The sequence below is a fragment of the Bradyrhizobium sp. JYMT SZCCT0180 genome (assembly GCF_018130165.1).
Taxonomy (GTDB): domain Bacteria; phylum Pseudomonadota; class Alphaproteobacteria; order Rhizobiales; family Xanthobacteraceae; genus Bradyrhizobium.
In genome coordinates this window covers 1-23,678 of the sequence record NZ_JAFCLZ010000042.1, presented here as the reverse complement: position 1 = coordinate 23,678, position 23,678 = coordinate 1, and the positions used below count along the sequence as shown (strand labels likewise).

The following is a 23,678-nucleotide window of genomic DNA, read 5'->3' as shown; positions in this document are numbered from 1 at the left end:
TAGCATTCTCGTGTCGTTGGAATTGTCGTGTCATTAGCTCACGCTTGCAGGACTTGAAGCAATGGAAGAACTCGTCAATCTGTTTCACGGCTTTGCGGTAGCCCTGCAGCCTTTCAACATCATGGTGATGATCCTGGGCATCGTGCTCGGCGTCATCATCGGCGTGCTGCCGGGATTGGGCGGCGCCAACGGCGTCGCGATCCTGTTGCCGCTGACCTTCAGCATGCCGCCGACATCGGCGATCATCATGCTGTCCTGCATCTACTGGGGCGCGTTGTTCGGCGGCGCCATCACATCCATCCTGTTCAACATACCCGGTGAACCCTGGTCGGTGGCGACCACGTTCGACGGCTATCCGATGGCGCAGAAGGGCAAGGCCGGCGAAGCGCTGACCGCCGCCTTCACCTCCTCGTTCGTCGGCGCGCTGTTCGCCGTCGTCATGATCACGCTGGTCGCGCCGCTGGTCGCAAGTTTTGCGTTACGCTTCGGTCCAGCGGAAAAATTCGCGGTCTACTTCCTGGCGTTCTGCAGTTTCGTCGGCTTGAGTAAGGAGCCGCCATTCAAGACCATCGCCGCGATGATGATCGGCTTTGCGCTGGCGGCGGTCGGCCTCGATTCCATCACCGGACAATTGCGCCTGACATTTGGGTCGACTGAACTGCTCAACGGCTTCGACTTCCTGATCGCCGTCATCGGCCTGTTCGGCATCGGCGAGATCCTGCTGACCATGGAAGAAGGTTTGGCGTTCCGCGGCGGCAAGGCGAAGATCGACCTGCGCGTCGTCCTGCAGACGTGGAAGGAGATGCCGAAGTATTGGGTGACGTCGCTGCGATCCTGCCTGATCGGCTGCTGGATGGGCGTGACGCCCGCAGGCGCCACACCGGCGTCGTTCATGAGCTACGGTATCGCCAAGCGAGTCTCCAAGAACGGCAAGAATTTCGGCAAAGGCGAGATCGAGGGAGTGGTCGCGCCGGAGACCGCGGCGCATGCGGCCGGTACCGCGGCGTTGCTGCCGATGCTGTCGCTCGGTGTGCCCGGTTCGCCGACCGCGGCCGTGCTGCTCGGCGGCCTCTTGATCTGGGGCCTGCAGCCCGGCCCGATGCTGTTCGTCGAGCAGAAGGAATTCGTCTGGGGTCTGATCGCCTCGATGTATCTCGGCAATCTCGTCGGCCTGATCGTCGTGCTGACCTGCGTGCCGATCTTCGCCGCCATCCTGCGCGTGCCGTTCAGCATCATCGCGCCGCTCATTCTGGTGCTGTGCGCGATCGGCGCCTATTCGGTCCACAGCTCGACCTTCGACGTCGTGCTGATGCTGGTGTTCGGCGTGGTCGGCTATCTCCTGAAGAAGTGCAACTATCCCCTCGCCCCTCTCGTGCTTGCCATCGTGCTCGGCGACAAGGCGGAGGAAGCCTTCCGGCAATCGCTGCTGGGATCGCAGGGTTCGCTCGGCGTGTTCTTCTCGAACTCGCTGGTCGGCACGATCATGGTGCTTGGACTGATCGCGCTGTTCTGGTCCGCGATCCAGGAAGGCTACAGCCGGCTGCGTCCCCATTCGGTCGCCTGACGGCTAAAAATACCAGACGAAAATATTTTTCAACCTTGTAAAGCCGCCGGATCGCCAAGCGATCCGGCGGCTAAGTCTTTTTACATCCAGCATTTTCCAAAAAGATCGAGAAAGAGACATCCACGAAAAAATCGACTAGCCTGCGACATCTAGTCAAGATTTCTCTTGCCTACTGGCATATCGTATACCAAACTCCTCCCTTAGAGCTGTCGGGCGATAGAACAGCGCACATAGGAGGAATGATGACGGACACAGTTCAAGGAGCGGCCCCTACAGTAGCCCGCGTCAGCGATACCTACCGCTGGACGCAATTGGCGATCGGCGTCGCCGCCATGGTGATGATCGCGAACTACCAATACGGCTGGACATTCTTCGTCCCCGACATCCAGAAAAAATTCGGTTGGGATCGCGCGTCGATCCAGTGGGCGTTCACGCTCTTCGTCTTGTTCGAAACCTGGCTGGTGCCGGTCGAAGGCTGGTTCGTCGATAAATACGGCCCGCGCATCGTGGTTCTCGTCGGTGGCGTCCTCTGCGCCGTCGGCTGGGCGATCAACGCGCAGGCAGAAACGCTCAACGGCTTCTATCTCGGCATGATCATCGCGGGCATCGGCGCCGGTGGCGTCTACGGCACCTGCGTCGGCAACGCGCTGAAATGGTTTCCCGACAAGCGCGGCCTCGCCGCCGGCATCACCGCGGCCGGCTTCGGCGCCGGCTCCGCGCTGACGGTCGCCCCGATCCAGGCGATGATCAAGGACTCCGGCTTCCAGACCACCTTCCTCTATTTCGGTCTCGGACAAGGCATCATCATCGTGCTGCTCGCCTTCCTGATGTTCTCGCCGAAAGCAGGGCAAGTCCCGGCCGTGATCCAGAACGCCAACGTGATCCAGAGCCGCCGCAACTATGCGCCGACCGAGGTGATCCGCCAGCCGATCTTCTGGCTGATGTATTTCATGTTCGTGATCGTGGGCGCCGGCGGATTGATGGTCACCGCCAACCTCAAGCCGATCGCCGTTGACTGGAAGGTCGACAGCGTACCGGTGACGCTGATGGCGGTAACGATGACCGCGGTGACGTTCGCCGCCACCATCGACCGTGTCCTCAACGGTCTGACCCGACCGTTCTTCGGCTGGATCTCCGACATGATCGGCCGCGAGAACACCATGTTCATCGCCTTCGGCATGGAAGGCGTCGGCATCTGGGCGCTGTACATGTGGGGCCACGATCCGATCTGGTTCGTGCTGCTGTCGGGCTTCGTGTTCTTTGCCTGGGGCGAGATCTACTCGCTGTTCCCCTCGACCTGCACCGACACGTTCGGCGCCAAATTCGCGACCACCAATGCCGGCCTGCTCTATACGGCAAAGGGCACGGCAGCCCTGCTGGTGCCAATCGCGAACTACATGCAGCAATCGTCCGGCACCTGGGACAGCGTGTTCATCATCGCGGCGGGCGCCAACATCCTCGCTTCGCTGCTGGCGATCTTCGTGCTCAAGCCGTGGCGCAAGGTGGTGGTCGCGAACGCAAAGGCGTCCACCTAACCTGACCTACCTGATCCGACGACAAGCGCGCTCATCCCCCGGGATGGGCGCGCTTTGTTATTGAGGACATCCGGTCTGGTATACCTGAGGTAATTTCAGACAACCGAGCCAACCCGTGCCGACGGTACGCGCCGAGCGCCTGCGCCGAAAAACGTCAACAATACTGCCTATTTCTATCGACACGTCTTGCCCGTGACCTGCCCTTTTCGTGTTGACTTATGGTATTATGTATACCAGAATTGCGCATAATCCACCCCAAGGAGGTTGCCATGCAAGTCGGAGATATCCTGCGCAAGAAAGCCGCCCGTGTCGCAACGGTTCGCATGAACGAGACGGTTGCCATCGCCGCGCAACTGATGCGCTCCAGCAATATCAGCGCGCTCGTGGTCAAGGATGTCGTTCGCACCGAGGGCAATACGGCGGTCGGCATGTTCACCGAGCGCGACGTCGTTCGCGCAATCGCCGAGTACGGCGCCGCCGGCGCCAATCTCAAGGTTTCGCAATTCATCTCGGTGCAGCAGCTGGTGTCGTGCAGTTCGCAGGATTCGCTCGAGCACGTTCGCCATCTCATGAACAGGCACCACATCCGCCATGTGCCGGTGCTCGAGAATTACAGCCTGATCGGCGTCGTCAGCATCCGTGACATCTCGACCGCGTTCGACGAGGAAGCCAACGCTCAGCTGGCCATTTCGGCCTGACATTCGGCTTCGGATCGCCGCACCGCACCACACGTTTTAGCTCTGTCGCAAACGGCGTTTGTACACCTGCGCCGCAGGAGCGGTGCGCCGACAAAAAGGACCGATGAAGGGGCTTGGGTCTACGCCGTTCCTTCGCCCGCGAAGACCTAAGAGCAGGCCTAGGAGCCTCATACGGAAGTTTCGAGCGTGGCTTCGATTGAAATTCTAGCATCGGTGGAAGAGAGAGTATGGCGCGCAACATTCTGATACTTGGAGCCTCTTATGGCTCATTGCTGGCGACGAAGTTCTTGATGGCGGGTCACAACGTGACCTTGGTTTGCCGGAACAATACCGCCGAACTCATCAATCGCGACGGCACCGAAGTTCGTATCAAGCTGCGTGAGGAGGCGGCGCACCGGGCGATCTTTTCGCGCGATCTGCCGGGAAAGCTGGACGCGGCCACGCCCGCCGACGTCGACCTGTCGCGTTATGATCTGGTCGGCCTTGCGATGCAGGAACCGCAATACTCCGACCATGCGATCAAGGTCCTGATGATCGAGATCGCCGAGGCGAAGCTGCCCTGTCTGTCGATCATGAACATGCCGCCGCTGCCGTACCTCAAGCGGATCCCGGCACTGGCGGAAACCAATCTGGAAGCGGCCTATACCAATGCGGTTGTATGGGAGCGGTTCGAGCCGGGACTGGTATCGCTCTGCTCGCCCGATCCGCAGGCGTTCCGGCCGCCGGAAGAGCCGGCGAATGTCCTTCATGTCGGCCTGCCGACGAACTTCAAGGCCACAACCTTCGAGGACGAGAAGCACAACGCCATGCTGCGCGAGCTGGAAGCCGACATCGACGCGGTGAAGCTCGATGGGTTGGACGTTCCGGTGAAGCTCAGGGTGTTCGATTCACTGTTCGTCCCGCTGGCAAAGTGGTCGATGCTGCTAACCGGGAATTACCGCTGCGTGACGCTGAACGGACCGAGGTCGATCCGCGACGCGGTATACGATGATCTGTCGCTCTCGCAGTCGATCTATGACCACGTCGATGCCATTGCCCAACGTCTGGGGGCGGACCCAAAGGATCAGGTGCCCTTCGCAAAATATGCCAAGGCGGCCGAAAGCCTTCTAAAGCCATCGTCGGCAGCGCGTGCGGTGTCCAGCGGCGCGCCGTTCATCGAGCGGGTCGACCTCCTGGTGAAGTTGATTTCGCATCAGCTCGGCATACCCAATGCCGAGATCGACCGCACGGTTCAGACCGTAGATCAAAAACTGAACGAGGGGATCAAACTGCCGGAACCGGCCCGCAGTGACGCGCTCCAAACCTAGTTCGAGAAAGCGCTCAGCCGGTCTACACGGTGACCGTCGCGATCGACGGCATCGGCAAGCTGACGAACGAATTCCGGCAGTAAAACGGGGCCGCTCTGGCCCAATTGGCATTTGTAATGCCAGCCGACTTGCGATAAGCAACGCCCGCTCCTCGCCCCAAGGGCCTGCCCCGGGTGACGTAAGGCCTGCTTCGTCGCCGCCCCAACGCGGATCGTCGGCGGAAATGCTCAAAGGCCAGCGCGGGGCGGAACATCCAAAGAAAAATCCAGCACAACCGGTGGAAGAGAGAGAGTATGGCGCGCAACATTCTGATCCTTGGAGCTTCCTACGGCTCGTTGCTGGGAACAAAGCTATTGATGGCCGGTCACAACGTGACTCTGGTCTGCCGGAAGAAGACGGCCGAACTGATCAACCGCGAGGGCACTGAAGTCCGCATCAAGCTGCGCGACGAGAAGGCGCACCGGGCGATCTTCTCGCGCGACCTGCCGGGCAAGCTCGACGCAGTCACGCCTGCCGAGGTCGACCTGTCCCGTTACGACCTGGTTGGCCTTGCGATGCAGGAGCCGCAATACACCAACCACACCATCCGGGTTCTGATGATCAAGATCGCCGAGGCGAAGCTGCCTTGTCTGTCGATCATGAACATGCCGCCGCTGCCCTATCTCAAGCGGATCCCCGCACTGGCGGACATGGACCTCGAAGAGGCCTACACCAACGCGCTGGTCTGGGAGCGCTTCAAGCCGGGACTGGTGTCGCTCTGCTCGCCCGACCCGCAGGCCTTCCGCCCGCCGGATGAGGCCGCGAACATCCTTCATGTCGGCCTGCCGACAAACTTCAAGGCAGCGGCATTCGAAGACGAGCAACACAATAAGCTGCTGCGCGAGCTGGAAGCCGACATCGATGCGGTGAAGCTGGATGGCCAGGACGTGCCGGTCAAGCTCAAGGTGTTCGACTCGCTGTTCGTGCCGCTGGCCAAATGGTCGATGCTGCTGACCGGCAATTACCGCTGCATCACGCCGAACGAGCCGCAGTCGATCCGCGACGCGGTGCATGGTGATCTGAAACTGTCGCGATCGATCTATGACCATGTCGACGGCATCGCGCGGCGTCTCGGCGCCGACCCGACCGATCAGGTGCCTTTCGAGAAATATGCCAAGGCGGCGGAAAGCCTGCTCAAGCCGTCATCGGCGGCCCGCGCCGTGGCCGCTGGCGCGCCGTTCATCGAGCGGGTCGACTTGCTGGTGAAGCTGATTTCGCATCAGCTCGGCGCGCCCAACGCCGAGATCGACAACACGGTGCAGGTGGTCGATCAGAAGCTGAGCGAGAAGATCGTGGGGAGCGGGTCCGGCTCGGCGTGATCGGCGTCGTCGGCTGGTGTAGCCGCAGGCTTTGCGCGCGCGCCTCGTCAGGCCCGCAACGGCAACCGCTCTTTGTAGCAAAACTCGTCATGCCCGGCCTTGTGCCGGGCATCCACGTCTTGGCTTCCACCAAACAAGAAAGACGTGGATGGCCGGGTCAAGCCCGGCCATGACTGAAGGTAGGTCAAGCTCTTAGAAAATCGGCGTCGGATACGGCTGGCCGATCCAGGGATTCCAGGTGACCGTTCCCGGGGGATAGCCGCCGAACGGGGGCTGCGTCGTGCAGCCGATGATGACGACCTTGTCGCCGAACAGGCCGCCGCCGATGCGGCCGCCGCTGACGCCTTCGAGTTGCGCGAGGCTGAGGATTTCGCAGTCAGCGCCCGTGTTCTGATTCAGGGAATTGCTCATGATCATCCTATCCGTTCGCTAGAGGTTGGTTGATGTTCCGGGCATTCGCGGCCCGTGATCGCAACTTGCCTCAGTGCGCCCGGGTGATCCGTGATTTTGATCACCTACGAATTGAAGGCGGTTGCCCGGGCTCCGGTGGCCGGGTCCTTTAGGGAATAAGCGCCGCCGGCATCGGTCCCGTCGGCAGGGGTTTGAAATGGCGCTGATGTCCCTGCACCATCGCCAGGAGCGCTACAGCAAACGTAACAGCCATCAAGAGCTTGAACATGGGCATCAGAAGCCGATCGGGTCCGCCAACTCTTCCTGATTCAGTTTTGCCGAATGGCGGTCAATACATGCAGGCGGAAGAAACCAGCACCGTAAACATGTCGAGCTCAAATTCCGATTCCAGGCTCGTTCCAAACTTCTTTAGCCATTTGTCCTGTGCCATGTAGGCGACCTTCTCCCGCGCCATCGGGCATTCAAACTTGAGGCCTGCAAGATTTTGAAGGTGATGAACCATTTCATGAACCAGGATCGATTGGCCGGCTGGTGATTTTCCGGTCCAGTCGTCGGGCAGAAAGATTGTTTTCAGATTGATGTCGTAGACGGCAACGACACGACGCGGAGCTGGTTCATCGCCCACGGCACCCTGCGTCAAGCCTCGCGAGAACGCACGGTCCTCGGCGCGCATCGTTTCAAGCCTCGACTGCGAGACGAAAGCGACGGCCGGATGATCTGCCGCGGCGGGCAGATCAAAGTTCGAACCGAGCCAGGTCACGATTTCATCGAGCAGATCTCTTGTCGCCCGGGTTGCTTCTGACTGAGGCTGAACAGCAGAAGCGTCAGCCGTCACTCTCGCGGCCGGGTCAGCATGACAAGCGGATTGAAAGGAACCAACAAGAGCCGCAACCAAAAGGAATTGCTTGAACATAAGCGCCTCCGGTCTCTGACTTGTTTTTAATCAAATTGCTCTTCTTCAGAGCAGTCGCTTCAATATCTGCAACGCTAACACGGAGAGCGCGACGCGGCTGTGAAGCCACTCACAGTCGTGCCGCGCGCCTCGCGCAACGGAACAGCTTCATTGCACTCTCGCGTGTTTGTGATCGCGAACCGACGCGTAGACACAACAAACACCTTCGGTATGTGAGCCAGATTACGTTCGCAATGCGGATTGCAGGCGTAATGAGCTGATGATGATCCAGCGTCGATTGGACCGCAGGCAATGCGCTGTTGCGGACGAGGGACAGCCGACATGAATCTATCGTTGATCGATTTGTCGTTGATTGACGTTCTCGGCTTCGTGGCAGCGCTTAGCGTTCTCGCGAGCTTCTGCATGACGACCATACTGGCGCTTCGTTCGTTTGCGTTGCTGAGCAACGTGCTTTTTATCGTCTACGGATTGTTGTCTCAGGTTTACCCGGTGTTTTTCCTGCACCTTGTGCTGCTGCCGGTTAACATCGCCAAGCTCCGCCGGCTTCAGATGGAGACCAGATCGCTGCCGGACCAGCGCAACGGCATTGAGCGGAACAAACTGCCTGCCCGATGAAACCAGGCAACACCCTCGCCCCGACGCGAGAAGCCGCAAATTGTCCGCCCCACGGACAAAAGCCCCGCTTTTGCATGCTTGCGATGCCCTGCCTTCTGCCGTCCCCCGGTAGACTTTTGCGCCTGCTGACGGCATCCTGCCGCTCGAAATCCAACAAAAACGCGCGTGGCTCCGCCCGCGCCCGGAAAACAAAGGGCAGGACATGATCAAGACGCGGTTCACCGAAATGTTTGGCGTCGAGCACCCGATCGTCCAGGGCGGGATGCAATGGGTCGGGCGGGCCGAGCTCGTCGCGGCCGTCGCCAATGCCGGCGCACTCGGTCTGATTACCGCGCTGACGCAGCCCACCCCGGAAGACCTGACAAAAGAAATCGCGCGCTGCCGCGACCTCACCGACAAGCCGTTCGGCGTCAACCTCACGATCCTGCCCGCGATCAAGCCGCCGCCTTACGCGGAATACCGCCAGGCCATCATCGAGGCCGGCATCAAGATCGTGGAAACCGCCGGCAACAAGCCGCAAGAGCACGTCACCGAATTCAAGAAACACGGCATCAAGATCGTCCACAAATGCACCAGCGTCCGCCACGGCCTGTCGGCCGAGCGGATGGGCGTCGACGCGCTCTCGATCGACGGCTTTGAATGCGCCGGCCATCCCGGCGAGGACGATACCCCGGGCCTGATCCTGATTCCGGCGGCCGCCGACAAGATCAAGATCCCGATGATCGCCTCCGGCGGTTTCGGCGACGGCCGCGGTCTCGTCGCCGCGCTCGCGCTCGGCGCCGAAGGCATCAACATGGGCACGCGCTTCATGTGCACCAAGGAAAGCCCGATCCACCAGCTGGTGAAGGAGCGTATCGTCGCCAATGACGAGCGCGAGACCGAGCTGATCTTCCGCACCATGCGCAACACCTCGCGTGTCGCCAAGAACGTGATCTCGACCAAGGTGGTGCAGATGGAAAAGGAAGGCGCAAAGTTCGAAGACGTGCGCGAACTCGTCGCCGGCGCCCGCGGCAAGATGGTCTACGCGTCAGGCGATGCCGATGAGGGCATCTGGTCGGCCGGCCAGGTCCAGGGCCTGATCCACGATATCCCGACCTGCGCCGAACTGGTGTCGCGCATCATGCGCGATGCGGAGGCGATCATCCGCAGCCGCCTAGAAGGCATGATGTCGGGCGCGGCGCGTCAGGCGGCGGAATAAGGCGCGGCTCGCGCCGCGAACTCGGTCACCTCTCCCGCTTGCGGGGGAGGTCGACGCGCGAAGCGCGGCGGGTGGGGGCTCTCTCCCCACCAAGAGTCTGACTCGCGGCACCACCCCCACCCCAACCCTCCCCCGCAAGCGCGGGAGAGGGAGAAAAAGAGAAGCCCATGAAAGCCTACGTCTACGGCGCCAACGGCGCTGAAATCACCGACGTCGCAAAGCCCTCGCCAAAGGGCACGCAGGTGCTGGTCAAGGTCAGCGCCTGCGGACTCAACCGCGCCGATCTCGGCATGACCAAGGGCCATGTGCATGGCGCGGCCGGCGGCGTCGGCACGGTGCTCGGCATGGAATGGGCCGGCGAAGTCGCCGAGCTCGGGCCGGATGCCAAAGGCGTCAAAATCGGCGACAAAATCATGGGCTCGGGCGGCGCGGCGTTCGCCGAATATACGCTGGCCGATCACGGCCGTCTGTTCCGCGCGCCCTCCAACATGAATTTCGAGGAAGCCGCCACGCTGCCCGTCGCGCTCGCCACCATGCACAACGCGGTCGTGACCAACGGCGCGCTGCAGGCGGGTCAGACCGTGCTGATCCAGGGCGCCTCCTCCGGCGTCGGACTGATGGCGATGCAGATCGCAAAGTACAAGGGCGCCAAACTCGTGATCGGCTCCTCGACCGATGCGATGCGCCGCGGCCGCCTCAGGGAATTCGGCGCCGACCTCGCGGTGGATTCCTCTGATCCCGGCTGGGTCGATGAAGTGCTCAAAGCGACTGGCGGCGAAGGCGTCGACCTGATCGTCGATCAGGTCTCGGGCTCGGTCGCGAACCAGAACCTCAAGGCCACCAAGGTCAAGGGCCGCATCGTCAATGTCGGCCGGCTCGGCGGCACCCATGCCGATTTCAACTTCGACCTCCACGCCGCGCGCCGCATCAACTATATCGGCGTCACCTTCCGCACCCGCACCATCGAGGAAGTCCGCGAGATCTTTGACGAAGTGCGGAAAGACATCTGGCCGGCGGTGGAATCCCGAAAACTGCAGCTGCCGATCGACAAGGTCTTTCCCTTCGCCGAGATCGGCGCGGCGTTCGCGCACATGGAAGCCAACAAGCACCTCGGCAAGATCGTGGTGACGCTGTAGGACGCTTGTAGGGTGGGCAAAGGCGTTCTTCACGCCGTGCCCACCATCTCACGCTTCGATTTTGCCTAGTCGAATGGTGGGCACGCTGCGCTTTGCCCACCCTACGTGCTAGCCAAAGGCCACCGCAATGACCTCATCCACCCCCCACACCATCCACGACGGCGGCCGCTACTTCGAAGGGCCGCGCTGGCATGCGGGGCGGCTGTGGTTCGTCGACTGCATGGAACGGACGCTGCTCAGCCTTGCGCCCTCAGGCGAATGCCGGCAGCACGCGAAATTCGACGACACGCCGTGCGGCCTCGGTGTGATGCCGGACGGCAGGCTGATCGTGCTGACGATGTTTCAAAAACGCCTGCTGGCCTTTTCCGACGGCGAGCTGTCGCCCTACGCCGACCTGTCAGAGATCGCGACCGGCACGATCGACGACATGATCGTCGACGGCCTCGGCCGCGCCTATGTCGGCGATCTCGGCTTCGACCTGCCGCCGCCGCCGGATCGCGGCGCGCCCGGCCGCATCATCCTTGTCATGCCTGACGGCGCAAGGCGCGTGGTGGCGGAGGGATTGCGGTTTCCCAACGGCATCGCGGTCTCGCCGCAAAACGACCGCCTCGTCGTGGCCGAGATGGACGGCGCGTGCCTTGCCGATTACGACATCGCACCCGATGGCGGTTTGAAGCTTCGCGGCCGCTTCGGCAGCATGAAATCGCCTGACGGCATCTGCCTCGACGCTGATGGTGCGGTGTGGGTCGCCGCCTTCGAGGAGGACGCCTTCATCCGGCTGGACCGCGAGGGCCGCGAATTGCAGCGCATCGAAGTGCCCGGTCGCCGGGCGCTTGCCTGCGTGCTCGGCGGGCCCGACCGCAAAACCATGTTCTGCCTGAGCGCCGCGACGTCGTATGAGGAACTGCGGCAACGGAAATCGTCGTCGCGGATCGATGTGGTCGAGGTGGAGATTCCGGGCGCAGGTCATCCCTGAGCGCGGAGCCGCGCACCGAACCAACGTTCAAGTGGGCTGAAGCTGGATCAAACCACCGGAGCGGCGATCCTTTCCTTCAGTTCGCTGCAGGTCTTGCGGACCTCCGCCGTCATCAGCGAACAGTCCTCGATCTGAACGAAGATGCGCTTGGCCTCCTCGCGGTAGCGGGCTGCGGTTTCCCTCATCTCCAGGGTCACGGCGAGCGCATCGCGGGTCATCGCCTCGCATTGCTTGACGCGCTCGATCAGTTCCGCGCCCATCGCCTCGATGTCTTTTGCGGCAGCTTCGTATTCGCGAACAATGGCTTCTGCCGTCAGCTTGCCGATTTCCGTGGCTCCCTCGCGGTGCTCGACATAATCAGGCATCGACGAGGTGTCCGCCATCGACACGGTCGGCTCATGCACCCTTGGCGGCGTGAAAATGACAGGCCGCCGCTCGTGGACCGGCGGACTTCTTCGAAACTCCGCTTCGATTTCGCCCTCCAGGTCAATGACGCTGGAGACCCGTTCAACTATAGACTGTACCATCACTACTACTCCCTTTGTCCAAAAGTGAGTCTTCGTAATCGAGTTTAATCAGACTCCACCTCTTTGGGCGCTGAGCGCCCGCGCTCTTGCTTGAGGGCGAAGAGATTATCGCCAAAATTCAAGCAGTTCTACTGCAACCGATACCCTCTGTTCACTAAACGTTCCTACTCCTGAATTGCCGACTACGTTGCTCACCTTGGGTTTCGGCGGCACTGGATTTGCAGAAGCTGCTGCACTCCCCGCGAATGCCTTGCACGCCGGCCGTGACCTCGGTGGCACGCGCTTCCCGGTTGCCGGACACGCGAAACCGCGCCCGATGCTGCCGCAGGGAACCACACCACGGGCAAGACATTGACCTTCCATGAAAATGGCCAAGGCAATCCGGCAGCAGGCAGCCACCGCGGAGCGTGTCGCGGCGAGCGCCGTTGACGCCTATGCCGCCGAACAGATGAGATCGCTGGCGCACGCCTTCCGAGCCCAGGCCGAGATCATCAAGAAGAAGCAAAAGAAAAAGAAGAAGAAATGAGCTTTTCCATTAAAGCCAAGTGCCAGCACGGCGGACTGATCCATCATAGGAAGACCGCAGAAGCGGCGCTCAAGAAAGCGCGGGAAATGTCGCGAGCCGGCTGCTACGACATCTGCATCACCACGCCCGAAGGACGCGATTACCACTCCTCCGAGTTCGCGGACCTGCCTCGCACGCCCAAAGTGCGAGCCGTTCGAACGTCGCATCCCACTCACAAGCCGGATACGCCGTGATGCGCCCGGGCCGAATTGACTCCGATCCTCCGGCTTGCGCGCGGCGATAAGGAACCAATTGCCGGCGGATCGATTGGCTGGGAATGATCCGGAGTTCAAGACATGACCGATGACGCCCCCACCCAGCCGTTTATCTACGAAGGCCTGGATCCGCTCCCCGAATCCAAGTCCACGATCGAGGAAGTCTCTGACGCTGTCAAAGGCGCGGCCAGCCGGGTTGGCGACGCCATCGAGACCGGCCGAAAGCCCGGCATGCCGCTAAGCATCCTTAGCAACATTGCCCGTGAAGCTCCGCTCGGCTCTCTTCTGGTCGCCTTCCTGCTGGGCGTCGCGGTAGCCAGGCGACGGTGAGGAGAAAGTCATGTCCGACAAATCAACCTTTACCGCCGACGAATGGAAAACGCTTCTGGAAAGCGTGATGGCGCCCGGGCTTGCCGTAACGGCCGCCGAGCCAAGCGGGCTTTGGGGCCTGCTCCAGGAGAGTTTCGCAAGCGGAAAAATGCTGGCGAAGACGAAGATGGACGCGGGCTCCAATCCGCTCATCAAGGCCGTGGTCGATGATTTCGCCACAAGCGAGGGGCGAACCGTGGCGCGCGACGGCCTGAAGGAAAGCCTGAGCGGCAAAAAGCCCTCCGAGGTAAAGACCGCCTGCATCGAAATCCTGCAAAAAGTCGATGGCGTCCTAAGCGCCAAAGCGCCCGGCGACGCGGCTGCGTTCAAGAACTGGTTGCGCGAGATCAGCCAACATGTCGCCGAGGCATCCACCGAGGGTGGATTTCTCGGTATCGGCGGTGTCGTGGTCAGCGATACCGAGAAGGCGACGCTTGCGGAAATTTCCAGCGCGCTGAAGCTGGCGAGTTAAGGCACGCAGGCGGATAGGCGTAGCTTCAGTTGAAATTCAGCGGCGGACTACGCCTTTGCGCTACGCACTGGTAGTGTCCGCGTTATGAAGAATCTGTTCGTCGTCACCCACCCGGAATCTGTTCATCACGTCGAACACCTCGTGGGAGGCTGGTACGATACGGCATTGACTTCAAATGGACGCGCGGCGGCGAAGCTGCTCGCGGAGCGCCTGTCATCGCTTGTCGGTGCTCAACAAACTGAAATCTACAGCTCTGATTTACTTCGTTGCTCCCAGACGGCCGACATCCTCGCCGAGCGGCTCGATGGCCCGATTGTTCAGACGTCGGACCTGCGCGAGATCAGCTATGGAGTCGCCGAAGGCAAGCCGCAGGCATGGCTCGACGCTCACCAGACCGCCGCCCCTGATGACAACCGCCTGGACCACCGAGGCGGCATCGAGAATGCCGAGACGCGTCGAGAGTTCGCAAATCGCATCTACCGGGCAACCAATATGATTGTGGCTCGCCCATGCAACAATCAGATCATCGTGACCCACGGCTTCGCCCTGACCTTCGTCGTCGCGGCATGGATCAAAATGCCGATCGACGCCGCCGGCTACGTAAACTTCGCAAGCAAGCCCGGCAGCATCACTCATCTGCAGCAGGACCAGTTTTGGAAGAGCCGGACGGTGCGGACCCTTGGTGACGTCGCACATTTTGCGGATGGCGGGGATGGGATCGGTAGGGTTAGTAGGGCGGATTAGCGTAGCGTAATCCGCCGTCTTGTCTAAAATACAGCGGCGGATTACGCCTTCGGCTAATCCACCCTACGAGTTCTGGTTTGAACGCAGCGGCGGATGCCCTACGCGCTGAATCGTTGCCGCAGGATCGGGTGAGGTTCTATCAGGGGGCAGAGGCAGTGAGTGGTGGGGCGGATCAGCGACCTGTCGGCCAGACGCGCAATTCCAGAAGTGTCGATGCAGGATAGGTTCGTGGATGAAACGCCAGATCGAGATTCGACCCGCAACGGAAAGCGACATCCCCACCATCGCAAATGTTCTCGTTGACACCTGGCGATCGACGTTTCGTGCCCTGCTCCCTTCTGATTTTTTGGACGGCATGTCTCATGCCCGCCAGTCAGAAAGACATCTGCGGATGTTTCGAAAGCCCGAGACCATCTACCATGTGGCGACCGATCCCCAGGGCCACATCGTCGGGTTCGCATGTGGCGGGCCCACCCGGCATCCCGACTTTCAGTACCAGAACGAACTTTATGCGATCTACGTGCTGGATTCCCATCAAGGGTCGGGCGTCGGAACGACACTGTTTCGGACGCTGGCGGGCGATCTCCACCGGTCAGGCAGAACCGGGCTAATCGTGTGGGTGCTGATCAACAATCCCAATCGTCGTTTCTACGAAAGGCATGGCGGAACGCTGATCGGACGCCAGCCGATTACCCTGGGCTCTGCTACCATCGAAGAGCTCGCTTACGGCTGGGACGACGTCCTTGCGGTGCGTGATCGATCCTAAACCAGGACCCGCCGGGCGAATTGCTCCCTTGTCCGCTGCGTGTGAAAGAATTTCCGTTTTACAGAAATTTTTCTTGACGCCACCCCCAAATCACCTGCACAGCTCATCCATCCCGTTCCAATGAAAGGGGCGCTCGCGATCGTCACGAACGTGGGACGGGGTGCGGTGGACGCGGCAGCGTCGCGCGCGATAGGTGGCTGCAGGGTGAGATGAACCTCATGAGCGGCGCACGACGCGCAAGACGAGCGATGCCAACGCCCGGATGGACCTGACAGCGACGACGGGCCGCGCCCGGCGAAGCCGAAGGCGAAGACGGGAATGCTGCGTACGGCAAAACCGTGTGGTCCTGGCACCCGTTGCTGGTGTCAAGCTGGCGGAGGCAAGTCGAGCCCGACCGGGTTTCGATGCGCCGATAATTCGTCAGCGACGGTGACAAAAAGGAACTCGTCGCCGGGGAGAGCACGGCATAAGCCGTAAAGCCATTGCGCAGGGAATGTCGGATCGCCTCCGCTGCCCTGTATGCTCGTGTGCACTTTTCTTTGTGCAAACCGCACACGAGACCGCGGGTGCAGCGTGCATCCGGCATTCCCTGCGCCCTCTCTTGAGAGGGCGGGAAGATTTCAAGCAAGACTCGGGCGCAATGCGTCGCGGGATCGCGAACACATTTTCAGTTGTCGTCACCCGCCCGAGTGCGCACTTGCGCACGGGGGGACGGGTGACCCAGTATGCCAGAGACGTCGATGATAGAACCGAAAGGCCGCAGCGTACTGGATACCCGCTTTCGCGGGTATGACAGCATTGTGTGGGGGCAGCACCACCGCCCCTTCAATTCAGAACAATTCGCAACAAACCTGCTTCTGCAAACCAGTTGCGACTAGCGCTGTGGATGGGCGCTTGATGTTGACGGACGCCCTGCTAAACCGCCGCTCATGACATTGACCCACGCCCGCGTTTCCAGCCTCAAGACCAACGTCGCCGCGATCTCGATTTTTGCCAGCGCCGGCATGGCCGCGGCGAAGTTCGCGGTCGGGATCGCGATCGGCAGTTTGGCGCTGATCTCGGAGGCCCTGCACTCCTCGGTCGACGTGGTCGCGACCATCATCACCTGGCTGGTGGTGCGGGTCTCCGATCAGCCGGCCGATGCGGAACATCATTACGGCCACGGCAAGTTCGAAAGCCTGTCGGCGCTGTTCGTCATCGCGCTGCTCTACGTGCTGGCCGGCGGCATTCTGGTGGAATCCTGGAGCCGGCTGCGCGACGGCGCGCCGCCGCCGACGCTGTCCGCCATTCCCTTCGTGGTGCTGGTGATCGACATCGGCGTGAATTTCTGGCGGGCGCGGGCGCTGCATCGCACCGCGCGCGAAACCAAGAGCCAGGCGCTGGCTGCGGACGCGCTGCATTTTGCCTCCGACGTGCTGGGTTCGATCGCCGTCATCATCGGCCTGGTGCTGACCGGCTTCGGCTATGCCTGGGGCGACACGGTGGCGGCAATCGCGGTCGCCGTGATGATATCGCTGCTGGGCTTGCGGCTCGGACGATCCACCATCGAAACCCTGCTCGACCGCGCCCCGGAAGGCGCGGCGGAAAAAGCGACCGCCGCCATCCGCGCCGTGCCCGGCGTGGTCGGCGTCGAACGGCTGCGCGTGCGCATGGTCGGGCCGACCCATTTCATCGACGCCATCGTCAACGTGCCCCGCACCTACCCGATCGACCGCGTCGAGGCCATCAAGCGGATCGCGCAGGCGGGGGTGAGCGAGGCGCTCGGCGACGCCGATCTGACGTTCACCGCCGTGCCGGTGGCGCGCGACAATGAGAGCGTGCGCGAGCGCATCATGGTGATCGCGCGCAATTCCGGCCTCGCGGTCCACCATGTCACCGTGCACGATCTCGGCGGCCGGCTGACGGTCAGCATCGACCTCGAGGTTGACGGCGAGATGGCGCTGACCGCGGCGCACGACATCGCCCATGAACTGGAGCGCAGCATCCGCGAGGACTTTGGCGAGGATGTCGAGGTCGACACCCACATCGAGCCGCTGGAACCGGAACTGCCCCACGGCACCGACGCCTCACCCGAACGGGTGGAAGTCATCAAGGCGGCGCTGGCGGGCTTCGCGGCCAATGGCGCCATCCATGACATCCATAATGTGCGGGTGCGCGACACCGACGCCGGCGAGATCGTCAACTTCCATTGCCGCGCCGCGCCCTCGATGAGCGTCATCAAGGTGCATGAGAACGTCGACGAGATCGAGCGCGCGCTGCGCCGCGCCTTCCCGACCATCAAGCGCGTGATCAGCCACGCCGAACCGCCTTATCTGTGAGTTGGACGTAGTACTACGGGCGCGTTCCTGTTTCGGACTCTTTTTGGAGTCCCCGATTCCCCGTTGGACAAGATTTATTTGATATTAACGAATCGTTGACTCTCGACAGCCCGGGAAAAACCGATTCAAATCGCTGTGATTCGGAAGTCGAGGGCTCTTCCGAAACGATGTGCAAAAATGAATTTTCGGTGGGGGTCTATTAGCATGGCGCGCGCGCATGCGGCGAACGCGTGTGTCCAATCCGATTCGATCAAGGGATTGGCGCAATCGATCGCTAAACCGGCTTACCACAGGCTGCTGATCGCCGAACCGGCGCTGCGACGCGCCGTGCCGACCCTGATCATCGCCTTCCTGATCACGATCTGCCTCGGCGCGGTCGTGCAGGTGATCGACCAGACCCGGCAGAAGCGCGCCGCCATGAAGCGCGACCTCGCCGCAGTCACCGACCTGATGGCCGAACGCATCGATCGCCTCGCCTCCGTCCGGCAGGATCGCGCCCTCACCATCGACCGGCTGCAGAGCCTGCTGCCCGAACTCATTCCCTCCTGGGGCAACGCGACCGGCCGCCATTTCATCATCACCGGTGTTGAGCATCGCGTGCTGGCGCGGATTCCGGTCGAGGGCCTCAGCGGAAGCGACCGCGTGCTCGACGTGATCTCCACCGCGCAACTGCTCGCCGCGCCGGCTCAGCAGGGAATCATCAACGACATGACGCTACCGAGCGGCAACGGCGCGCTGGCGATTTCGCGGCTGGTCAAGGCGCTGCCCGGCCAGGTCATCGTGATCCAGGAGAAGAACGATCCGCTGTGGGGATCGGACGCGGCGCTGTCGATGACGCTGTCCGCCACCACCGGCTTCGTCGTGCTGATCCTCGGCTTTGCGTTCCACTGGCAATCGACCCGCGCCCGCGAGGGCGACCTGATCAATGACGCGGTGCGCGGCCGGATCGACACCGCGCTCAACCGCGGCCGGTGCGGCCTGTGGGACTGGGACCTGTCGCGCGGGCGCATCTTCTGGTCGCAGTCGATGTTCACGATGCTCGGCCTCGACTCCCGCAACGACCTGCTGACGTTCGGCGAAGTCAACGCGCTGGTGAAATCCGACGACATCGATCTGTTCGCGATCGCCGACCAATTGATCTCCGGCAAGCTCGACCATATCGACCAGACCTTCCGCATGCAGCACACCGGCGGTCACTGGATCTGGCTGCGGGTGCGCTGCGAACTCAGCCAGTCCGCCGCCGACTCCGGCCTGCATCTGATCGGCATCGCGGTCGACATCACCGAACAGAAGAGTCTCGCCGAGAAAACGGTCGAGGCGGATTTGCGGCTGCGCGACGCGATCGAGACCATTCCGGAAGCCTTCGTGCTGTGGGACGCGGAAGACCGCCTGGTGCTCTGCAACTCGCATTTCCAGCGCCTGCACAAACTGCCTGACTCGGCGGTGACATCGGGCACCTCCTATGAAACCGTGATCGAAGTCGGCAGCATGCCGGAGGTCCGCACCAGACTGCAGGAGACCGGCGCGCAAGCGCCGGGAGCGCGCACCTTCGAAGCCCAGCTCGACGACGGCAGCTGGCTGCACATCAGCGAACGCCGCACCAAGGACGGCGGCTACGTCTCTGTCGGCACCGACATTACCCGCATCAAGGAACACGAGCAGAAGCTGGTCGAAAACGACGCCCGGATGCGCGCCAACGTGCTCGACCTGAAGCGCTCGCAATCCGAACTCGCCGACCTCGCCGAAAAATACTCGCAGGAACGAACTCGCGCCCAGGAAGCCAACCAGGCGAAATCAAAGTTCCTGGCCAATATGAGCCACGAACTGCGCACACCCCTGAACGCCATCATCGGCTTCTCGGAGATCATGGGCAGCGGCATGTTCGGCGTGCTCGGCTCCGACAAGTACCAGGAGTACTGCCACGACATCCTGACATCGGGCAAATATCTGCTCGAAGTCATCAACGACATCCTCGACATGTCGAAGATCGAGGCCGGCCGCATGAAGCTCGACATGGAGCCGCTCGACCTGTCGAACATTCTGGCGGAGTCGCTGCGCGTGGTCTCGGGACGCGCGGAGGACAAGCATCTGACGCTCGACGCCGACATCGAAAGCACCATCTCGGTCATGGCCGACCGCCGCGCGGTCAAGCAGATCTTCGTCAACCTGCTGTCGAACGCCGTCAAGTTCACCCCCGACGACGGCCGGGTCACCGTGCGCGGCCAGGTGCTGAGCGATTCCATCGTGCTCGTGATCGCCGACACCGGCATCGGCATCGCCCCGGATTCGCTGCGGCGGCTGGGCAAGCCGTTCGAGCAGGTCGAGAGCCAACTGACAAAAACCTATCAGGGTTCGGGCCTCGGGCTCGCCATCGCAAGATCGCTGACCAGTCTGCACGGCGGAACGATGCGGCTGCGTTCCAAGCTCGGCACCGGAACGGTGGTGCGGATCAAGTTGCCGCGCGAGCCGCAACAGCCGAACGCAAAGCTGTCGGTCGCGGCGTAGCCGGCCCTTAGGTCGATTCCAGCGTCGGCGCGACTTCGCGGGCGATCTGCACCAGGGCAGCGATCAGCGGCGTCATCGGATCGCGCTGCGGGACTACCATGCCGATGCTGTAATCGACCACGGGATCGACGATCGGAATGCTGCGGACGGTGTCCGCGAGCCCCAACGTCTCCGCCAGCTTCGCCGGCATCACGCTCGCCCAGCGTCCGGTCTTGACGTGGGTATAGAGCACCAGGAGCGAGTTCGACGTCAGCGTCGGCATCGCCTCGGCGCCGACCGACGTCAGCGCGCGGTCGATGATGCGGCGGTTCTGCATGTCCGGCGTCAACAGGCACAGCGGCACCTGGCCGACTTCTTTCCACGTGACCTGCTTGCGATCGCCGAACATCGCGTCCGGCGCCGTCAGCAGGCGGTAGCTCTCGTTGTAGAGCGGGATGGTGCGAACCTTGCCGATCGGCTCGTTCTCGATATAGGTCAGCCCGGCGTCGACCTCGAGATTTTCCAAGAGCCCCAGCACCTCGGCCGAGGTGCATGAGCGGATCTGGAAACGCACGTCGGGATGGCGCGCGCGGAACGGCGTGGTGAGCTGCGCCACCATGCCGAGCACGGTCGGGATTGCCGCCAGCCTGATCTCGCCGGAGAGCTTGTCCTTGAGGCTGTTGATCTCCTGCCGCATGGCGCGGGTGTCGCCCACGATCCGCCGCGCCCAGTCGAGCGTGCGTTCGCCCTCGGGCGTAAAGCCCTGAAAGCGCGAGCCGCGCTGCACCAGCATGACGCCGAGGATTTCCTCGAGCTGCTTGAGGCTCGTCGACATCGTCGGCTGGGTGACGCCGCACGCCTCGGCGGCGCGTCCGAAATGCCGCTCCTTTGCGAGCGCCAGCAATAGTTCAAGCTTATCGAGCAAGAAGGCCTCAGTGAATCTGGTCGGTTAACCCCATGGTCCGGCGGTTGACAAATACCACGGCCACCGCTGGACCTATACGTCAAAAGCCGGGCTCCGATCACGCGGTTTCGGCGCTCATTGGATACCGATATCGCCCGATTTTCAGGGCTTATCGGGCGATCGGCATGGAACGGGTTCCCAAAGATTTGGAACAATTCCAATTCCGGTCAGGGCGCGGGGCCGGCCGTCATTTTCGCCTCCCCGCCCCTTTCGGGCGCAGTGCGACCCACGGCCTCAGGTCCTGACATTGCCTTGCGTCGCCGGCTGGCCAGAACTATTTATGCTGATCGAACTTCGGCCGACCGACTTGGCCCCGCCCATAGTGCGCGTGACTGACGAGCCTCAGCCCATTCTCGACCAACATCGTCGGGCCCCTCAGCGGGTCTTAACCGGTGGATGCGATCATCGCTTCGCCCATCAACCGTGAGTCATGCCCGGCAGCGGCCGGCATGCGCCAGGGAGCCAAGTACGCACTTCATGTCCGACAAGCCAGACAATGCCGACGCCCAAACCGCCGACGCGCATGACGACATCATGTACCCGTCCGCGCTGCCGTTCATCGTGCTGCACCTCAGCGCCTTTGCCGCGTTCTGGACCGGCATCACCTGGCAGGCGGTTGCGATCTGCGTGACGCTGTACTGGCTGCGCATGTTCGCGATCACGGCGGGATATCACCGCTACTTCTCGCACCGCTCCTATGCGACCAGCCGGCTGTTTCAATTCGTGCTGGCGTTCCTGGCCCAGAGCACCACCCAGAAGAGCGTGCTGTGGTGGGCCGCCAAGCACCGCCACCACCATCTGTATTCCGATACGCAACATGACGTGCATTCGCCGCGCCACAAGGGCTTCTTCTACAGCCATGTCGGATGGATCTTTTACCGGCAACACGACCTGACCGATCTGGTCAAGGTCGCGGATTTCGCGGCCTTTCCGGAATTGCGGTTCCTGCACCGGTTCGAGCAGCTGCCGAGCGTGATCCTCGCGATCATCTGTTTCGCGATCGGCGGATGGTCCGGCCTCGTGGTCGGTTTTGTCTGGAGCACGGTGATGCTCTATCACGCGACCTTCTGCATCAATTCGCTGGCGCATGTTCACGGCCGCAAGCGCTACGTCACCGGCGACGATTCCCGCAACAACTGGCTGCTGGCGTTCTTCACCATGGGCGAAGGCTGGCACAACAACCACCACGCCTACCAGAGCAGCGCCCGCCAGGGTTTTCGCTGGTGGGAAATCGACGTCACCTTTTACATGCTGAAGGCGCTGTCATTCGTTCGCGTCGTGCGGGACCTGAAGACGCCGCCCGCGGAAGTGCTGCGCAACGAGCAGCGGCTCGGTTCGCGCGTCATCAATCGCGCCGCCGACGAACTCGTCGCCTGGTTCAATCCCGAGCGGATTGCGCTCGCCGTTTCATCGGCGCTGCACTCGTCCGAATTGGTGGCGTTGCAGGAGACGCTGAGCCAGGCCCGATCGCAAACGGCCGAGATTTTGGCATCCTTCCATCCGAGGATTCCGACGCGCGACGAGTTGCTGGCGCAGGCGCAGGCGATGTTTGCGCGCACCCGCTCGCTCGACGAAATCGTCGATCGCGCGCACCAGCTCCTGCTCGGTGCGGTCGGCACTCAGCTGATTGCGGTGCCGGTGCGGGCGTAAACGCAGCCGTAGGGTGGGCAAAGGCGCACTGGCGCCGTGCCCACCATCTATCTGCATTCCGACTAGTGGGCACGCGGAGCCTGTCATCGGGCGCGCATTCGCGCGACCCGGTGGGTTTGCCCACCCTACGGGTCCTGCAACCCATCAGAATCCAATGGGGCCGAGCGCCCTGACTGAATCCATGGTCAGATAGCCGGGAAACGGTTTCCACCAATCCGGCGCACCGGTGCCGGAGCCCCCGGTGGTGGTGGTCGTCGTCGGCAGCTTATCAAACGCCGATTTCAAGCCGCCTCCACTGATCAGATCCAGCTCATCGATGCGCAGTTCATGATTGACGTTGGTCATGGCAAGTCTCCATCCGTTGGCGCAAGCGATCATCGCTCGTTGTGATCGCAACCTATGCCGGCAAGGCCAACGCTTCCGTGACTGTCGTCACGTCGTTGAAGGGCGGCTCGGCAACCAGGCCGGAGGACGGTCGCGGCTGTGCGCGCCGTCACGGACATCACTGGTTGCAGCAGGTCGCGTCGCCTCGCTTGCTTCGCGGTTCCGATTTGAATTTCAAACAGCCATATCAACGTCATTGCGAGCGCAGCGAAGCAATCCATTCTTTCTTCGCGTGGCGGCATGGATTGCTTCGCTACGCTCTCATGCACAAACGCTCCGCGTTTGTTGCAGACAATGACGTGGAAACAGTTTCGCATTCTCGCGGCGCGATGCACCCGAGTTTTGCTCTTGAACTTCCCGCCCTCTCCAATCAGAGGGCGCAGGGAATGCCGGATGCGCGCTGCACCCGCGGTCTCGTGTGCGAATAGTGCAAAGAAAGCTGCACACGAGCATACAGGGCAGCGGAGAACATCCGACATTCCCTGCGCAGTGGCTTTACGGCTTATGAC

The 23,678-nt window shown here is 62.0% G+C and carries 24 protein-coding genes; 19 read left to right on the top strand and 5 right to left on the bottom strand.

Annotated features, from left to right (window positions below; all coding sequences use genetic code 11):
* The first annotated feature begins 61 nt into the window (after positions 1 to 61).
* From JQ641_RS37220 to JQ641_RS37200, 5 genes are all read left to right on the top strand, one after another.
* Complete coding sequence (locus JQ641_RS37220) at positions 62 to 1,564, top strand: tripartite tricarboxylate transporter permease (RefSeq protein WP_212002217.1); 1,503 nt, start codon at positions 62 to 64, stop codon at positions 1,562 to 1,564.
* Positions 1,565 to 1,806: 242 nt separating this feature from the next.
* The gene (oxlT, locus tag JQ641_RS37215) at positions 1,807 to 3,099 is read left to right on the top strand and encodes an oxalate/formate MFS antiporter (protein ID WP_212002216.1); all 1,293 of its coding nucleotides are present in this window, start codon (positions 1,807 to 1,809) and stop codon (positions 3,097 to 3,099) included.
* Between the two features lie 269 nt (positions 3,100 to 3,368).
* Complete coding sequence (locus JQ641_RS37210) at positions 3,369 to 3,797, top strand: CBS domain-containing protein (RefSeq protein ID WP_192734339.1); 429 nt, start codon at positions 3,369 to 3,371, stop codon at positions 3,795 to 3,797.
* Positions 3,798 to 4,024: 227 nt separating this feature from the next.
* A complete protein-coding gene (locus JQ641_RS37205) occupies positions 4,025 to 5,104 on the top strand; it encodes a ketopantoate reductase family protein (RefSeq protein ID WP_212002215.1) in 1,080 nt (359 codons plus the stop codon).
* Between the two features lie 293 nt (positions 5,105 to 5,397).
* A complete protein-coding gene (locus JQ641_RS37200) occupies positions 5,398 to 6,462 on the top strand; it encodes a ketopantoate reductase family protein (protein ID WP_212002214.1) in 1,065 nt (354 codons plus the stop codon).
* Between the two features lie 192 nt (positions 6,463 to 6,654).
* On the opposite strand, the gene JQ641_RS37195 is transcribed toward JQ641_RS37200, so the two are convergent.
* On the bottom strand, positions 6,655 to 6,873 hold the full coding sequence (locus JQ641_RS37195; RefSeq protein WP_192734336.1) for a hypothetical protein: 219 nt from the start codon (positions 6,871 to 6,873) through the stop codon (positions 6,655 to 6,657).
* A gap of 328 nt (positions 6,874 to 7,201) precedes the next feature.
* Complete coding sequence (locus tag JQ641_RS37190; protein WP_212002212.1) at positions 7,202 to 7,786, bottom strand: DUF6647 family protein; 585 nt, start codon at positions 7,784 to 7,786, stop codon at positions 7,202 to 7,204.
* A 333-nt stretch (positions 7,787 to 8,119) separates the two neighbouring features.
* Here JQ641_RS37190 and JQ641_RS37185 point away from each other — a divergent pair, with 333 nt between their 5' ends.
* From JQ641_RS37185 to JQ641_RS37170, 4 genes are all read left to right on the top strand, one after another.
* Complete coding sequence (locus JQ641_RS37185; RefSeq protein WP_212002211.1) at positions 8,120 to 8,401, top strand: hypothetical protein; 282 nt, start codon at positions 8,120 to 8,122, stop codon at positions 8,399 to 8,401.
* Positions 8,402 to 8,603: 202 nt separating this feature from the next.
* Positions 8,604 to 9,599, top strand: coding sequence for an NAD(P)H-dependent flavin oxidoreductase (locus tag JQ641_RS37180; RefSeq protein ID WP_212002210.1), 996 nt, complete (start codon positions 8,604 to 8,606; stop codon positions 9,597 to 9,599).
* A 167-nt stretch (positions 9,600 to 9,766) separates the two neighbouring features.
* Entirely contained in the window at positions 9,767 to 10,735 is a 969-nt protein-coding gene (locus JQ641_RS37175) for a zinc-binding dehydrogenase (RefSeq protein ID WP_212002209.1), read from the top strand.
* 127 nt (positions 10,736 to 10,862) lie between these two features.
* The gene (locus JQ641_RS37170) at positions 10,863 to 11,711 is read left to right on the top strand and encodes an SMP-30/gluconolactonase/LRE family protein (RefSeq protein WP_212002208.1); all 849 of its coding nucleotides are present in this window, start codon (positions 10,863 to 10,865) and stop codon (positions 11,709 to 11,711) included.
* Positions 11,712 to 11,758: 47 nt separating this feature from the next.
* Here JQ641_RS37170 and JQ641_RS37165 read toward each other — a convergent pair whose 3' ends face one another.
* Positions 11,759 to 12,238 (bottom strand): hypothetical protein, encoded by a 480-nt coding sequence (locus JQ641_RS37165; RefSeq protein WP_212002206.1) that lies wholly within the window; start codon positions 12,236 to 12,238, stop codon positions 11,759 to 11,761.
* Positions 12,239 to 12,599: 361 nt separating this feature from the next.
* On the opposite strand from JQ641_RS37165, the gene JQ641_RS37160 reads away from it, so the two are divergent.
* From JQ641_RS37160 to JQ641_RS37125, 8 genes are all read left to right on the top strand, one after another.
* Positions 12,600 to 12,764, top strand: a complete 165-nt coding sequence (locus tag JQ641_RS37160; RefSeq protein ID WP_192734771.1) for a hypothetical protein — start codon at positions 12,600 to 12,602, stop codon at positions 12,762 to 12,764.
* Complete coding sequence (locus JQ641_RS37155) at positions 12,761 to 12,997, top strand: hypothetical protein (protein ID WP_212002205.1); 237 nt, start codon at positions 12,761 to 12,763, stop codon at positions 12,995 to 12,997. The genes JQ641_RS37160 and JQ641_RS37155 overlap by 4 nt, the downstream gene beginning before the upstream one ends.
* 102 nt (positions 12,998 to 13,099) lie before the next feature.
* On the top strand, positions 13,100 to 13,348 hold the full coding sequence (locus tag JQ641_RS37150; protein WP_212002204.1) for a hypothetical protein: 249 nt from the start codon (positions 13,100 to 13,102) through the stop codon (positions 13,346 to 13,348).
* Positions 13,349 to 13,358: 10 nt separating this feature from the next.
* On the top strand, positions 13,359 to 13,859 hold the full coding sequence (locus JQ641_RS37145; protein ID WP_212002203.1) for a hypothetical protein: 501 nt from the start codon (positions 13,359 to 13,361) through the stop codon (positions 13,857 to 13,859).
* Between the two features lie 84 nt (positions 13,860 to 13,943).
* Positions 13,944 to 14,603, top strand: a complete 660-nt coding sequence (locus JQ641_RS37140) for a histidine phosphatase family protein (protein ID WP_212002201.1) — start codon at positions 13,944 to 13,946, stop codon at positions 14,601 to 14,603.
* 232 nt (positions 14,604 to 14,835) lie between these two features.
* On the top strand, positions 14,836 to 15,369 hold the full coding sequence (locus JQ641_RS37135; protein WP_212002200.1) for a GNAT family N-acetyltransferase: 534 nt from the start codon (positions 14,836 to 14,838) through the stop codon (positions 15,367 to 15,369).
* 929 nt (positions 15,370 to 16,298) lie between these two features.
* Positions 16,299 to 17,687 carry a cation diffusion facilitator family transporter gene (locus JQ641_RS37130; RefSeq protein ID WP_212002199.1) on the top strand — a complete coding sequence of 463 codons (1,389 nt, stop codon included), beginning with the start codon at positions 16,299 to 16,301 and terminating at the stop codon, positions 17,685 to 17,687.
* Between the two features lie 204 nt (positions 17,688 to 17,891).
* Positions 17,892 to 20,192 carry a sensor histidine kinase gene (locus tag JQ641_RS37125; protein ID WP_212002197.1) on the top strand — a complete coding sequence of 767 codons (2,301 nt, stop codon included), beginning with the start codon at positions 17,892 to 17,894 and terminating at the stop codon, positions 20,190 to 20,192.
* Positions 20,193 to 20,199: 7 nt separating this feature from the next.
* Here JQ641_RS37125 and JQ641_RS37120 read toward each other — a convergent pair whose 3' ends face one another.
* Positions 20,200 to 21,096, bottom strand: a complete 897-nt coding sequence (locus tag JQ641_RS37120; RefSeq protein WP_212002196.1) for a LysR family transcriptional regulator — start codon at positions 21,094 to 21,096, stop codon at positions 20,200 to 20,202.
* Positions 21,097 to 21,612: 516 nt separating this feature from the next.
* On the opposite strand from JQ641_RS37120, the gene JQ641_RS37115 reads away from it, so the two are divergent.
* Positions 21,613 to 22,785, top strand: coding sequence for an acyl-CoA desaturase (locus JQ641_RS37115; protein WP_249151163.1), 1,173 nt, complete (start codon positions 21,613 to 21,615; stop codon positions 22,783 to 22,785).
* Positions 22,786 to 22,929: 144 nt separating this feature from the next.
* On the opposite strand, the gene JQ641_RS37110 is transcribed toward JQ641_RS37115, so the two are convergent.
* Complete coding sequence (locus tag JQ641_RS37110) at positions 22,930 to 23,130, bottom strand: hypothetical protein (RefSeq protein WP_212002195.1); 201 nt, start codon at positions 23,128 to 23,130, stop codon at positions 22,930 to 22,932.
* A 41-nt stretch (positions 23,131 to 23,171) separates the two neighbouring features.
* Here JQ641_RS37110 and JQ641_RS37105 point away from each other — a divergent pair, with 41 nt between their 5' ends.
* Positions 23,172 to 23,597, top strand: coding sequence for a hypothetical protein (locus tag JQ641_RS37105; protein ID WP_212002194.1), 426 nt, complete (start codon positions 23,172 to 23,174; stop codon positions 23,595 to 23,597).
* Positions 23,598 to 23,678 lie beyond the last annotated feature (81 nt).

Bases quoted from the DNA above. Each gene is read 5' to 3' on its own strand.
- JQ641_RS37220 (WP_212002217.1), top strand. From the start codon at position 62: ATGGAAGAACTCGTCAATCTGTTTCACGGCTTTGCGGTAGCCCTGCAG.
- oxlT (WP_212002216.1), top strand. From the start codon at position 1,807: ATGACGGACACAGTTCAAGGAGCGGCCCCTACAGTAGCCCGCGTCAGC.
- JQ641_RS37210 (WP_192734339.1), top strand. From the start codon at position 3,369: ATGCAAGTCGGAGATATCCTGCGCAAGAAAGCCGCCCGTGTCGCAACG.
- JQ641_RS37205 (WP_212002215.1), top strand. From the start codon at position 4,025: ATGGCGCGCAACATTCTGATACTTGGAGCCTCTTATGGCTCATTGCTG.
- JQ641_RS37200 (WP_212002214.1), top strand. From the start codon at position 5,398: ATGGCGCGCAACATTCTGATCCTTGGAGCTTCCTACGGCTCGTTGCTG.
- JQ641_RS37195 (WP_192734336.1), bottom strand. From the start codon at position 6,873: ATGAGCAATTCCCTGAATCAGAACACGGGCGCTGACTGCGAAATCCTC.
- JQ641_RS37190 (WP_212002212.1), bottom strand. From the start codon at position 7,786: ATGTTCAAGCAATTCCTTTTGGTTGCGGCTCTTGTTGGTTCCTTTCAA.
- JQ641_RS37180 (WP_212002210.1), top strand. From the start codon at position 8,604: ATGATCAAGACGCGGTTCACCGAAATGTTTGGCGTCGAGCACCCGATC.
- JQ641_RS37175 (WP_212002209.1), top strand. From the start codon at position 9,767: ATGAAAGCCTACGTCTACGGCGCCAACGGCGCTGAAATCACCGACGTC.
- JQ641_RS37170 (WP_212002208.1), top strand. From the start codon at position 10,863: ATGACCTCATCCACCCCCCACACCATCCACGACGGCGGCCGCTACTTC.
- JQ641_RS37165 (WP_212002206.1), bottom strand. From the start codon at position 12,238: ATGGTACAGTCTATAGTTGAACGGGTCTCCAGCGTCATTGACCTGGAG.
- JQ641_RS37160 (WP_192734771.1), top strand. From the start codon at position 12,600: ATGAAAATGGCCAAGGCAATCCGGCAGCAGGCAGCCACCGCGGAGCGT.
- JQ641_RS37155 (WP_212002205.1), top strand. From the start codon at position 12,761: ATGAGCTTTTCCATTAAAGCCAAGTGCCAGCACGGCGGACTGATCCAT.
- JQ641_RS37150 (WP_212002204.1), top strand. From the start codon at position 13,100: ATGACCGATGACGCCCCCACCCAGCCGTTTATCTACGAAGGCCTGGAT.
- JQ641_RS37145 (WP_212002203.1), top strand. From the start codon at position 13,359: ATGTCCGACAAATCAACCTTTACCGCCGACGAATGGAAAACGCTTCTG.
- JQ641_RS37140 (WP_212002201.1), top strand. From the start codon at position 13,944: ATGAAGAATCTGTTCGTCGTCACCCACCCGGAATCTGTTCATCACGTC.
- JQ641_RS37135 (WP_212002200.1), top strand. From the start codon at position 14,836: ATGAAACGCCAGATCGAGATTCGACCCGCAACGGAAAGCGACATCCCC.
- JQ641_RS37130 (WP_212002199.1), top strand. From the start codon at position 16,299: ATGACATTGACCCACGCCCGCGTTTCCAGCCTCAAGACCAACGTCGCC.
- JQ641_RS37125 (WP_212002197.1), top strand. From the start codon at position 17,892: ATGGCGCGCGCGCATGCGGCGAACGCGTGTGTCCAATCCGATTCGATC.
- JQ641_RS37115 (WP_249151163.1), top strand. From the start codon at position 21,613: ATGTCCGACAAGCCAGACAATGCCGACGCCCAAACCGCCGACGCGCAT.
- JQ641_RS37110 (WP_212002195.1), bottom strand. From the start codon at position 23,130: ATGACCAACGTCAATCATGAACTGCGCATCGATGAGCTGGATCTGATC.